At 35.4% G+C, this 12788-nt stretch carries 10 protein-coding genes; 4 read left to right on the top strand and 6 right to left on the bottom strand.

The genetic code is table 11. The features are described 5' to 3' along the window. The 6 genes from H603_RS0113160 to H603_RS0113135 form a co-directional block, all read right to left on the bottom strand. Positions 1–930: a UDP-3-O-(3-hydroxymyristoyl)glucosamine N-acyltransferase gene (locus H603_RS0113160; protein WP_026709045.1), complete on the bottom strand. Its 930-nt coding sequence runs from the start codon at positions 928–930 to the stop codon at positions 1–3. A gap of 11 nt (positions 931–941) precedes the next feature. Continuing rightward, complete coding sequence (gene efp / locus H603_RS0113155) at positions 942–1508, bottom strand: elongation factor P (RefSeq protein ID WP_026709044.1); 567 nt, start codon at positions 1506–1508, stop codon at positions 942–944. 98 nt (positions 1509–1606) lie between these two features. Beyond that, positions 1607–2392, bottom strand: coding sequence for an acyl-ACP--UDP-N-acetylglucosamine O-acyltransferase (gene lpxA / locus H603_RS0113150; protein ID WP_026709043.1), 786 nt, complete (start codon positions 2390–2392; stop codon positions 1607–1609). Between the two features lie 73 nt (positions 2393–2465). Next, positions 2466–3854, bottom strand: coding sequence for a bifunctional UDP-3-O-[3-hydroxymyristoyl] N-acetylglucosamine deacetylase/3-hydroxyacyl-ACP dehydratase (locus H603_RS0113145; RefSeq protein ID WP_026709042.1), 1389 nt, complete (start codon positions 3852–3854; stop codon positions 2466–2468). Next, positions 3847–4890, bottom strand: a complete 1044-nt coding sequence (lpxD, locus tag H603_RS0113140; protein WP_026709041.1) for a UDP-3-O-(3-hydroxymyristoyl)glucosamine N-acyltransferase — start codon at positions 4888–4890, stop codon at positions 3847–3849. The genes H603_RS0113145 and lpxD overlap by 8 nt, the downstream gene beginning before the upstream one ends. Positions 4891–5012: 122 nt before the next feature. Continuing rightward, on the bottom strand, positions 5013–6242 hold the full coding sequence (locus tag H603_RS0113135; RefSeq protein ID WP_026709040.1) for an HD domain-containing protein: 1230 nt from the start codon (positions 6240–6242) through the stop codon (positions 5013–5015). A gap of 200 nt (positions 6243–6442) precedes the next feature. Here H603_RS0113135 and H603_RS0113130 point away from each other — a divergent pair, with 200 nt between their 5' ends. From H603_RS0113130 to H603_RS0113115, 4 genes are read left to right on the top strand one after another with little or no spacing between them, the layout of a single operon-like run. Further along, positions 6443–6952 (top strand): GbsR/MarR family transcriptional regulator, encoded by a 510-nt coding sequence (locus H603_RS0113130; RefSeq protein WP_026709039.1) that lies wholly within the window; start codon positions 6443–6445, stop codon positions 6950–6952. Between the two features lie 22 nt (positions 6953–6974). Then, complete coding sequence (locus H603_RS0113125) at positions 6975–8084, top strand: efflux RND transporter periplasmic adaptor subunit (protein WP_026709038.1); 1110 nt, start codon at positions 6975–6977, stop codon at positions 8082–8084. A 34-nt stretch (positions 8085–8118) separates the two neighbouring features. After that, positions 8119–11286, top strand: coding sequence for an efflux RND transporter permease subunit (locus tag H603_RS0113120; protein WP_026709037.1), 3168 nt, complete (start codon positions 8119–8121; stop codon positions 11284–11286). Next, positions 11276–12676 carry an efflux transporter outer membrane subunit gene (locus H603_RS0113115; RefSeq protein ID WP_026709036.1) on the top strand — a complete coding sequence of 467 codons (1401 nt, stop codon included), beginning with the start codon at positions 11276–11278 and terminating at the stop codon, positions 12674–12676. Before H603_RS0113120 ends, H603_RS0113115 begins: the two co-directional genes overlap by 11 nt. Positions 12677–12788: the final 112 nt, after the last annotated feature.

Here is a 12788-nt window from a genome sequence, read left to right as displayed (position 1 = left end):
TTATTTTAATTTCGTTAGAATTTCTGGTATTCTCTTAATGTTGGCCAATTGTTTCAACTTTTCTCTCGACTCTTCAATTGGAGTTCCAAAATACGTTTTACCGCCTTCTACTGATTTAGTAACTCCTGTTTGCCCTAGAATCACCGCTTTTTCACCTATAGTGATGCCACTAGTAGTTCCTACTTGACCCCAAATAGTTACTTCATCTTCTATTACCACACAACCAGCAATACCCGTTTGTGAAGCAATCAAACATTTTTTACCTATGACAGTGTCGTGACCAACATGTACTTGATTATCAATTTTTGTACCTTCGCCAATAGTCGTATCTCCTGTAACTCCTTTGTCAATCGTACAGAGCGCTCCAATACCTACATTGTCCTTAATAATGACACGTCCTACAGAAACTAATTGATCAAATCCTTCAGCACGTTTTTTATAATAAAAAGCATCAGCTCCTAAAACAGTACCAGCATGGATGATAACATTGTCCCCTATAATAGTATGGTCGTAGATAGCTACATTAGGATGAATCAAACAATTTTTACCAATGGACACATTGTTACCAATAAACACATTAGGCTGTATTATTGTACCCTCCCCTATTTGAGCCGTCTGCGCTATAGCAGCATGGGCTTTTTCAAAAGGTTTGAAATGCTTGGTTAAGGTATTAAAATCTCTAAAAGGATCTTCAGAGATAAGCAGCGCTTTTCCCTCAGGACAGTCCACCACCTTATTAATTAAAATAACAGATGCTGCAGAGTTTAATGCTTTATCGTAATACTTGGGATGATCTACAAAGACAATATCTCCTTTTTCAACCACGTGAATTTCGTTCATTCCAGTGATAGAAAAAAGAGCATCGCCCACATATTCACAATTGATTATGTTGGCGATATCTTTTAAAGAATAGGCATTTGAAAATTTCATATAATAATCAATTACTCTTTAACACGCTCCATGTAATTTCCTGAAGTCGTATCAATCTTGATTTTGTCACCTTCGTTAATAAACAAAGGAACGTTAATTTGAGCACCAGTTTCTACAGTAGCAGATTTGGTAGCATTAGTTGCTGTATTTCCTTTTACTCCTGGTTCAGCGTAAGTCACTTCTAAGATTACTGAAGCTGGCATATCTACAGATAAAGGTAAATCAGTCTCTGTATTAATACTTACCATCACACTTTCTCCTTCTTTTAATAAATCTGGTGAATCAAGGATGTTCTTGTTTAAAGAAATTTGTTCGAAAGATTCTGTATTCATGAAATGGAATTCATCACCTTCAGGATATAAAAACTGAAATTTATGATTTTCAACACGAACCTCTTCAATTTTATGACCAGCAGAAAAAGTGTTATCTAAAACTTTTCCATTACTTAAACTTCTTAATTTAGTTCTAACAAATGCAGGTCCTTTTCCAGGCTTCACGTGTAAAAATTCAATAATTTTGTAAATATCGTTATTGTACTTAATACACAATCCGTTTTTAATATCTGATGTTGATGCCATTATTTTTTATTTTAGCTACTGGTTTTGTTTGTAGCAATTTATATTCGTTTTTATTGTTTTTGCAATGCTAAAAGCTTGCACGATTTCCTAGAAATTAATTAATAATTCCCCGTATATCCTTTCATTACACCTCGAGAAGAATTTCTAATAAAGTCGATGATTTCATCTCTTTCTGGAGTTGCTTCCATCTCAGCTTCGATAATTCCTAGTGCTTGTGTAACGTTATAATTTTTTTGGTATAAAATTCTGTAAATCTCCTGAATTTCTTTAATCTTTTCAGATGTAAACCCTCTTCTTCTAAGTCCCACAGAATTAATTCCTACATATGACAAAGGCTCTTTTGCAGCTTTTGTAAATGGTGGAACATCTTTTCTAACTAGAGATCCTCCAGAAACCATAGCATGATCTCCTACACTTATGAATTGATGAATTGCTGCCAATCCTCCAATTACAGCGTGATTCCCTATTGTTACGTGACCACCTAATAGCACACCGTTAACAATTATTGCATTGTGTCCTACGTGACAGTCGTGTGCAATGTGTGCAGCAGCCATGATTAAACAATTGTTTCCAATTAATGTTTGACCTGATGCAATTGTTCCTCTATTAATAGTAACACACTCTCTAATGGTGCAGTTGTCTCCAATAATTGCTAAAGACTCTTCACCACCAAATTTTAAATCTTGCGGTACTGCAGATATTACTGCTCCTGGAAAAATATTACAATTCTTTCCAATTCGGGCACCTTCCATAATGGTGACATTCGATCCTATCCAAGTTCCATCTCCTATTACCACATTGTTGTGAATAGTCGTAAAAGGTTCAATAACTACATTTTTGGCGATTTTTGCGCCAGGATGAACATATGCTAATGGTTGATTCATCTGCTTTTTTTTATGTTTGCATTAATTATAAAAAGTCAGCGAAAGATACCGCTCACTTCATTATAATCCTATTTTATTGTTTTTTGGCTATTTGTGCCATTAATTCAGCCTCTGCAACTAATTTACCATTAGCATAAGCATTTGCTTGCATGTGACAGATACCTCTTCTAATAGGAGTAATCAAATCACATTTAAATATCAATGTATCCCCAGGCAATACTTTATGCTTGAATTTTACATTATCAATTTTCATGAAATAAGTTAAATAATTCTCAGGATCTGGTACAGTACTTAAAACTAAAATCCCTCCCGTTTGAGCCATGGCTTCAACAATAAGAACTCCAGGCATTACAGGTGCTTCAGGAAAATGTCCAACAAAGAAATTCTCATTCATTGTTACATTTTTCATACCCACAACATGCGTCTCAGACATTTCGATAATTCTATCAATCAACAGAAATGGTGGTCTGTGAGGCAATACCGCCATAATCTTATGAATATCCATTAACGGCTCTAAGTTCAGGTCATAAACCGGAACATAATTGCGCTGCTCAATTTTTATAATTTTAGCCATCTTTTTAGCAAACTGTGTGTTCACAAAGTGACCTGGCTTATTAGCGATAATTTTACCTTGAATTTTTGTTCCTATCAAAGCTAAATCACCTACAACATCAAGCAGTTTGTGTCTTGCTGCTTCATTAGGGTAATGCAAAGTAAGGTTGTCTAAAATTCCGTTAGGTTTTACATTGATATCTTCCTTACCAAATGCAACTTTTAAGTTTTGCATTGTCGTTTCAGAGATTTCTTTGTCAACATAAACAATAGCATTATTTAAGTCACCACCTTTAATCAAGCCGTTATCTAATAAAGCTTCTAATTCATGCAAAAAGCTAAATGTTCTAGAATTAGAGATCTCCTGCTTAAAATCATCGATGTGCTTTAAATTAGCATTTTGAGTACCTAAAATTTTAGTACCAAAATCAACCATTGTAGTTACAGAGTAGGTATCGCTAGGCATGATTAAGATTTCGCTTCCAGAAGCTTCATCTGTATACGAGATCACTTCTTTAACCACGTAAACGTTACGTTTACCATTTTGTTCTTCGATTCCCGCATTTTCAAGCGCTTCAACAAAATATTTAGATGAACCATCCATAATAGGAAGCTCAGAAGCATTTAATTCTATGATAACATTATCTAAATCGCAACCTACTAAAGCTGCTAATACATGCTCAGGAGTTTGAATTTTAACACCTAATTTCTCTAAATTAGTTCCTCTTTGTGTGTTTACCACATAGTTAGCATCAGCTTCTACCACTGGCTGTCCTTCTAAATCAACTCTAACAAATGTAAAACCATTATTAATAGGAGCTGGTTTAAAAGTCATCTTAACTTCTTTACCAGTATGGAGTCCAACACCAGTTAGTGAGATTTCGGTCTTGATGGTCTTCTGTTTAACCATTGTTTGCTTTTTTTTGATTTAATATTTGTTTTTTTAACTCTTCTAATTCATTCACAAGTTTTGGCAAGTTCTTGAAATGAACATACGACTTACTGTAGTCGCTATATCCAAACGACGGACTTCCTTGTAATATTTCATTATCTTTGATGTTCTTACCTACACCAGCCTGAGCTTGTATACGAACATTATCTCCTATTGTTAAATGGCCCACAATACCTACTTGGCCACCTATCATTCCGTTCTTACCTATTTTAGTAGAACCAGCAATACCTGTTTGCGCTGCAATCACAGTATTTTCTCCTATCTCTACATTATGTGCTACTTGAATTTGATTGTCAAGTTTTACTCCTCTTCTTATAATCGTTGATCCCATGGTTGCTCTATCTATCGTAGTGCAAGACCCAATGTCTACATTATCTTCGATGATCACATTCCCAATTTGAGGTATCTTTTTATAACTTCCATCAGCTACGGGAGCAAAACCAAATCCGTCTGCGCCTATTATTGCACCAGAATGAATCGTACAGTTGTTCCCTATTATAGTATCAGAATATATTTTTGCACCCGCAAAAATAGTGACATTATTTCCAATTTTAACGTCATCTCCTATAAAACAATTCGGATAAATTTTAACATCATCTCCTAGAGTCACTCTAGAACCAATGTAACTAAAACTTCCAAAATATAAATTAGTACCGTATTTTGCATCTTCTGAAATCACAGAAGGTTGCTCAATTCCCATCTTAACTCCTTTTGCCTGATCATAAAATTCCAGCAATTTAGAGAATGACATATAAGCATCTTCCACCTTTATTAAAGTAGTAGCAATATCTCCTTCAGGAATAAAAGCCTTGTTTACTATGGTTATAGTAGCTTTTGTAGTGTAAATAAAATTGTTGTATTTAGGATTAGAAAGAAAAGTTAATGAACCTTCTTTACCTTCTTCGATCTTTGCCAACTCGTGCACCTCAGCTTTTGGATTACCAATGATTTCTCCTTCTAAAATACCCGCTATTTGTTCTGCTGTAAATTTCATCTTATTTGATTGTATTTTTAATAGTATAAGATGCGTGATGAGCGCAGTTCTCTAAACACATAAAAAAATGATTAACTTTTGATTCGCACAAAAATATAAAAAAATAGATTTTAAATCTTGATTTATACAAGTTGTTTTGGGAAACAAATATAATATTTGGTTACCGCTTTTGATAATGATTTTAAATTCAGCTGATCTGATGATTCAATTACATCCTCCACAGTACGGTCTTTCTTTAAAATTCGTATAGGTTCTGCCTCCTTACTGTAGGCTTGGTTTTTTATCTTTCCTTTAAAAATAAAATAATCAGTATCGTGTAAACTAATCTTATTTTCGGCTGCAAAACGCTCTTTTAAAGGCTGTAAATCTTCACTAGGTACCTTTTCGCTTGTCAGTTTAATTTTTAATAAATCACGGTTAATAATCATTTTACTTAAAGATGATAATATAAAATCAGGATTGTATTGCCATGCCTTCAATGCACTAATAATATCAAAATCATCTAGTCTTGAGAACAAATCTAAATTAGTTGTATCAAATGCTTCCAATGTGATTTTGTGTTGTAAAAAAAATTGCAAAGCATCACTGCAAGGTAAAACAGTTCCTTTTAATGTTAGTTCCTTAGCACGTTTTAATATTTTTGTCAAGATTAATTCGGCCACTAAACTTGTTTTGTGCAAGTAAGCCTGCCAATACATTAATCGACGAGACATTAAAAATTCTTCTACAGAGTAAATCCCTTTTTCCTCGATAACAAGAACATCATTTTCGACATTCATCATTTGAATCAGGCGTTCAGAATTCACATTTCCTTCTGCAACACCAGAGTAAAAACTATCGCGCTTTAAGTAGTCCATTCGATCCATATCTAACTGACTCGAAATTAACTGTAGCATAAACAACCTGTGGTAATCTCCTTTAAAAACCTGTATTGCAAGATCCAGTTGCCCATTGAATTTCACGTTAAGTTCGTTCATAAATAGTAACGAAATCTCCTCATGATGCACATCTTCAACAATGCTGCGCTCCATAGCGTGAGAGAAAGGTCCGTGTCCTATATCATGTAATAAAATTGCAATGTATAATGCATTTTCCTCTTCGTCAGAAATAGTAATGCCTTTAAAACGTAAAACATCAACTGCTTTTTGCATCAAATGCATGCATCCTAACGCATGATGAAAGCGAGTATGATTTGCACCAGGATAGACAAGATATGAAAGTCCCATTTGTGAAATTCTCCTTAAACGCTGAAAATAAGGATGCTGTATCAGGTCGTAAATTAGCGCATTAGGAATACTGATAAATCCGTAAATAGGATCATTGAATATTTTAAGTTTATTTATTTGAGCCACTCTAGTATCATTTTAGGTGAACAAATATAGGGAAATTAGATTTTACTTGTAAAAGTGTTTTTTAACGCACTTTTTTCTGCTAAATAAATGTTTTGAACTGTCCTTTTTTTCGAATTAAACAACTGTTTAAAATTTAACATAACATTAAGTTCGACTAGTTCGGTGTTTTACGAACCAATTGTAACTTTGCAAAAAAAAACATGGAAAATACAGCCAAGGAGAGAGAAGAGCTTATTGAAATGTTCGGGATGCATTTTGAGTCATTATACCATGTTCCGCCACTAGCAGCAAGAATAATGGGCGTTTTAATTGTAGATGGTTGCAAATCAGGTTTGACCTTTGAAGCACTAGTCGAAAAACTATCTGCAAGTAAAAGTTCTATTTCTACCAATTTGAAATTGCTATTAAGTATGGAAAAGGTATTCTATTTTACTTTATCGGGGGACCGAAAAAAATATTATAGATCAGCGCGATTGAGTGATCGTTTAAACAATTACTTAAAAATGATTGAAGCTGAAGGCAAGATAATTAATCGAATGCATGAATATCGAGTTAAAACGGCATCATGTGCAGAGGAGATCGCTAATTTAAACAATATCGTTTCGTACAAGAATCATATTGAGCAAATCGAACAAACATTTCAACACACTATTTCTGAATTTAGAAAGATCGAAATTCAAAATGATATTAAGCAACAAATAAAAAATTAAATAACTAAGTAAATTATCCCAAATGAAAAAGAGATACTTCATTAGCGCAGTGCTACTATCTATAAGTTTGCTATCCTGCAAAAAAGAAGCTGCAGAACCAGCTGCCCCTCCTGTAATGCCCTACAAAGTAGTTGAAATAGGAAAATCTAGTACTACTTTATTAGCAGAATATCCTGCTAGTTTAGAAGGAATTACTGATATAGATATTAGAGCAAAAGTAGATGGCTATATCGAGAAAATTTATGTTCAAGAAGGACAAGAAGTAAGAAAAGGTCAAATATTGTTTAAACTTGAAACACAAACTGCAACACAAGAAGCCGCTGCTGCAAAAGCAAACATTACCGCTGCACAAGTTGAAGTAAACAGATTAAAACCACTTGTGGATCGCAACATTATAAGCGACGTGCAACTTGAAACGGCAAAAGCTAATTTAGCTGGAGTAAAAAGTACCTATCAAGGTATTATTGCACGTATAAACTATGCAACAATAAAAAGTCCGGTAAATGGAATTGTAGGTAGTCTACCCTTGCGTTTAGGAAGTTATGTTAGTAGTCAAACAGCAGAACCATTAACGCGTATCTCTGATATTAGTACTGTATTTGCCTATTTTTCTATCAATGAAAAGCAGCAGTTAGACATAATGATGAATGCAAAAGGAAAATCTTTTCAAGATAAAGTTAACAACATGCCAGCTGTAAATTTAGTATTAAGTAACGGCCAATTGTATGAGCAAAAAGGGAAAATTGAAACTTTTAGTGGTCAAGCCAATTCACAAACGGGATCGTTTAATGTGAGAGCAAGTTTCCCTAATGCTAATAAATTATTACGTTCTGGTGGAAGTGGTGTTTTACAAATCCCTACTGACTTACAAGATGTAATTATCATTCCACAGAGTGCCACTTTAGAAATGCAAGACAAGAGAATCGCATTGATTGTTGACAAAGATAATAAGGTAAAAGCGGTGCCTATCGAAGTGCGTCCTATTCCAGGTGGTCGTTTCTATGTGGTAGATAGCGGACTTAATCCAAACGATAAAATGCTTATCGAAGGGGTAGGTATCGTTGCAGAAGGAACTCAAATAAAACCAGATGTAGTAGATTATCAAGCTACAATTGATCCTACAAAAAAATAATTGACAATTCAATCTATCCTATAAATAATTAAATATGTTTCAAAAATTTATCGACAGACCGGTATTGTCAACGGTGATTTCGATCATCATCCTAATACTAGGAGCTATTGGATTAGTATCTCTTCCAGTATCGCAGTACCCAGAAATAGCGCCGCCTACCGTAACAGTTACAGCAAATTACCAAGGAGCAAGTGCCGAGGTTGTAATGAGCTCTGTAGTAATTCCTCTTGAGGAGCAAATCAATGGTGTAGAAGACATGACGTACATGACTTCAACATCAAACAATGATGGTTCTGCTGCTATCAACATTTACTTTAAATTAGGTACAAATGCCGATTTAGCTGCAGTAAACGTTCAAAATAGAGTATCGCGTGCCACTCCTTTATTACCGCAAGAGGTGACAAAGGCTGGGGTAACGACTTCAAAAAGACAGAGCGATAATATCTTGATTTTCTCATTATACAGTGAAAATCCAGATTATGATATGACTTTTCTTCAAAATTATGCCAACATTAATATCCTTCCAAAAATTAAGAGGGTTGCTGGTGTAGGAGAAGCGGTTATTTTTGGTCAAAAAGATTACTCGATGCGTATTTGGCTTAAACCTGATGTGATGGGTGCTTACGGATTAATTCCTTCAGATATTACCACTTTATTAGCAGAGCAAAATATTGAAGCTGCTCCAGGATCATTAGGAGAAAACAGCAACCAATCTTTTCAATATACTTTAAAATACAAAGGACGTTTACAAGAAGTAAAAGAATTTGAAGAAATTGTAGTACGTTCTACGCCAAACGGCGAGATTTTGAAATTAGGAGATGTTGCGAGAGTTGAATTAGGAGCGGTAAACTACGCTAGTAATACCTTAACTAACGGAAACCAATCTGTGGCGATTGCCATTGCACAAACGGCTGGATCAAATGCACAAGAGGTTATTGATAACTCCCTTGCTGTACTAGATAAATCAGAAGTCAACTTTCCTAAGGGAGTTAAATATACTACCTTGATTAATGCAAATGACTTCCTTAACGAGTCGATTACAAAAGTAATCCACACCCTTATCGAAGCCTTTTTATTAGTGTTTATTGTAGTCTTTATTTTCTTGCAAGATTGGAGATCTACGTTGATTCCAGCGATATCAGTACCAGTGGCAATTTTAGGAACTTTCTTTTTCTTGAGTGTCTTTGGGTTTACCATTAACTTGTTGACGTTATTTGCCTTGGTATTAGCCGTGGGTATTGTGGTCGATGATGCGATTGTGGTTGTTGAAGCCGTCCATGCAAAAATGGAAGCTGGTGAACACGATCCTAAAAAAGCAGCTCACAGTGCGATGGGCGATATTAGTAGTGCCATTATTTCAATAACATTAGTAATGTCGGCGGTATTTATTCCGGTTTCGTTTATTAGTGGATCGGCTGGAGTTTTCTACAAACAGTTTGGTTTAACGCTTGCCGTTGCCATTGTATTGTCGGCTATTAATGCCTTGACTTTATCTCCTGCCTTGTGTGCTATTTTCTTAAAACCTCATGATAACGCCAAGAAAACAGGATTTTTAGACCGTTTTTATACTGCGTTTAACGTAGGTTTTGACACGACGACTAGAAAATATAAAAAATCAGTTGAATTCTTTATCAAACGTAAATGGTTGGCCTTTGTAGGTATTGCTGTTTTTGCTGGAATATTTGTTTTACTATTGAACATTACTCCTAAGGCGTTTGTACCAGGAGAGGATACTGGAGCAATTATATCTGATGTTTCGCTTCCTCCGGGAACGTCTCTAGAAAATACTGAAAAAGTGTTGTTAGAGATCGAAAACAAAGTAAAAGACATTCCTGAGATTAAAGAAATCTTGCGTATTTCTGGTCGTAGTTTGATCAGTGGAACAGGTAGTAACTACGGAATGGTAATTGTAAAATTGAAAACTTGGGACGAACGTAAAGATGCCAATCAAGAAATTTCGATGGTTGTAGGTGAACTGTTCAAGAGATCAGCTGCTGTGAAAAATGCCAAGGTGCTTTTCTTTGCTAGACCTACCCTAGTTGGTTTTGGTTTTGCTAATGGTTTCGAATTTCAATTACAAGATCAAAAAGGGGGATCAATTCAAGAGTTGAGTGATGTTAACAATAAATTCCTGGCTGCTTTAAATGGCCGTCCAGAAATTAAATATGCGGCGACGTCGTTCTCACCTAATTACCCACAATATCGTATTGACTTAAATGTAGCTGCGATTAAAAGATCTGGCTTAACTGTCACTGATGTATTGGGAACAATGCAAGGGTATTATGGAGGAGTTTATGCTTCTAACTTTAACAAGTTTGGTAAGCAATATCGAGTGGTTTATCAATCAGAACCAGAGTTTAGAACTAATCCTGAATCTTTAAACAAAATTCTTGTTCGAAATAAAGACGGGCAAATGGCTCCTATTTCACAGTATGTTACGCTAGTAAAAGTGTTTGGACCTCAAGCCATTGAGCGTTTCAACTTATTTACTTCGGTGAAAGTTACGGGTGCGCCAAACGACGGATTTAGTACAGGAGACGCAATTAAAGCTGTTGAAGAAGTGGCTGCTCAAAGTTTGCCTCTTGGTTATGGTTATGAATTCTCTGGTTTAACTCGTGAAGAAATTAGCGCAGGTGGTCAAACATTGTACATTTTCATTCTTTGTTTAGTATTTGTGTACTTCTTACTTGCTGCTCAATATGAAAGTTATATGTTGCCGTTTGCAGTATTAATTTCGTTACCTATTGGTCTTGCTGGTGCCTATATCTTTGCTTACTTATTTAATGTGAGTAACAATATCTACCTCCAGATTACACTGATAATGTTGATTGGATTGCTGGCCAAGAATGCCATTTTGATTGTCGAATTCTCCGTTGATGCGAGGAAAAAAGGAATGTCAATCGCACAAGCTGCCGTTCAAGGTGCTGTATCGAGATTACGTCCTATTTTAATGACGTCATTTGCCTTCATCTTTGGTTTATTGCCATTAATGTTAGCACAAGGAGCTGGAGCAGTAGGAAACAAATCAATTGGAACGGGAGCTATTGGAGGAATGTTAATAGGAACACTTTTAGGAGTTTTTGTTATTCCTGTATTGTTTATCGTTTTCCAAGGTTTGCAAGAGAGAATTAGTTCGAAACCAATTCCGGTAGCAAATCAAGATTCAGATGTTCCACTTTTAGAAGATAAAAATGAAAAATAAAGTATATAGAATCGCACTCCTAGGAGTTACAGCAACACTGTTACAATCGTGTTTTGTTGCTAAAGATTACCAACGTCCCGAATTAAAAACTGAAAATTTATACCGCAATGAAGTAGTGTCGTCTGACTCTACTTCATTAGCAAACGTTTCTTGGGATAAAATGTTTACAGATCCTTTATTGCAAGGATACATTACAAAAGGATTACAGAATAATCTAGATGTTCGTATCGCAATGCAAAATATTGCAGCGGCTCAAGCAACAATGAAGCAAGGTGAAGCAGGTTATTTTCCGTCGCTCTCTGCCTCTACTGATTGGACGCACAATAAAATTTCTAAAAACAGTCAATCTGGTACATTCTTGAGAGACTTAGATGTTGATCAATACCAAATTTACGGTTCGCTCTCTTGGGAAGCTGATATCTGGGGTAAAATTAGAAGTAATAAGCGTGCTACAAATGCGGCTTACTTTCAAACTACTGCAGTGAATCAAGCCATCAAAACACAGCTTATCGCTAATATAGCTTCTACTTATTTCCAACTATTATCTGTCGATGCGCAAATAAAAGTAGCTGAGGAGAGTTTGATTAACCGTAACGAAAGTGTAGAAACCATTCTAGCTTTAAAACAAGCTGGAAATGTTACCGAAGTTGGTGTAAAACAAACCGAAGCGCAAAAATATGCGACTGAATTGATCATTGCAGATTTAAAAAATAATGTGATCATTCTAGAGAATATGATGAGTACGTTATTAGGAGAGCCTTCAACTAAAATTGAGCGTTCTACTTTTGATGCTCAAAATGCACTACCGGAAATTACCTTAGGTGTTCCTGCAAATTTATTGCGCAACCGTCCCGATGTAATTGCTGCAGAGTATAACTTGATCAATAATTTCGAAATGACAAATGTTGCCAAAAGTGGTTTTTATCCAAGTTTAAAAATTACCGCTACAGGTGGATTGCAAAGTATTCAGTTGAAAGAATGGTTTAGTGCCAACTCAATTTTTGCAAGCGTAATCACAGGTTTAACACAACCTATTTTTAATCAACGTCAAGTAAGAACGAGATACGAAGTGGCGCAAGCAAATCAAGAGAAAGCGTATTTGCAATTTGAGCAATCGCTTTTGACTGCGGGTAAAGAAGTATCAGACGCTTTAGCACAATACAATAACGAAACCTATAAATTCTCTATTCGTCAAAAACAAGCAGACGCTTTGACAAAAGCAGCTGACTTCTCTGATGAGTTATTGACTTACGGTTTAGCAAACTATTTAGAGGTATTGACGTCTAAAAATGACGCTTTGAATGCCAAATTAAGTTTGGTTGACAACAAGTTCCAGCAATACAAAGCAGTAATACAATTGTACAGAGCCTTAGGTGGTGGATGGCAGTAAACAGTAATTCTGTACCGGAATTATTTAGGTAATTTTAATTTTGAAAAGCCCTTAAACAGCATTTGTTTAAGGGCTTTTTTTGGTGGGTTATATAGAAATTTTCGGACTGCTT

The organism is Flavobacterium frigidarium DSM 17623, from assembly GCF_000425505.1.
GTDB lineage: Bacteria > Bacteroidota > Bacteroidia > Flavobacteriales > Flavobacteriaceae > Flavobacterium > Flavobacterium frigidarium.
The sequence above is the reverse complement of the archived record's forward strand: the minus strand, read 5'-3'. Positions and strand labels throughout refer to the sequence as shown.

What these genes read in the sequence shown, in the direction of transcription:
- H603_RS0113125 (WP_026709038.1), top strand. Translation starts at nt 6,975, where the DNA reads ATGAAAAAGAGATACTTCATTAGCGCAGTGCTACTATCTATAAGTTTG.
- H603_RS0113160 (WP_026709045.1), bottom strand. Translation starts at nt 930, where the DNA reads ATGAAATTTTCAAATGCCTATTCTTTAAAAGATATCGCCAACATAATC.
- H603_RS0113120 (WP_026709037.1), top strand. Translation starts at nt 8,119, where the DNA reads ATGTTTCAAAAATTTATCGACAGACCGGTATTGTCAACGGTGATTTCG.
- lpxA (WP_026709043.1), bottom strand. Translation starts at nt 2,392, where the DNA reads ATGAATCAACCATTAGCATATGTTCATCCTGGCGCAAAAATCGCCAAA.
- efp (WP_026709044.1), bottom strand. Translation starts at nt 1,508, where the DNA reads ATGGCATCAACATCAGATATTAAAAACGGATTGTGTATTAAGTACAAT.
- lpxD (WP_026709041.1), bottom strand. Translation starts at nt 4,890, where the DNA reads ATGAAATTTACAGCAGAACAAATAGCGGGTATTTTAGAAGGAGAAATC.
- H603_RS0113130 (WP_026709039.1), top strand. Translation starts at nt 6,443, where the DNA reads ATGGAAAATACAGCCAAGGAGAGAGAAGAGCTTATTGAAATGTTCGGG.
- H603_RS0113145 (WP_026709042.1), bottom strand. Translation starts at nt 3,854, where the DNA reads ATGGTTAAACAGAAGACCATCAAGACCGAAATCTCACTAACTGGTGTT.
- H603_RS0113115 (WP_026709036.1), top strand. Translation starts at nt 11,276, where the DNA reads ATGAAAAATAAAGTATATAGAATCGCACTCCTAGGAGTTACAGCAACA.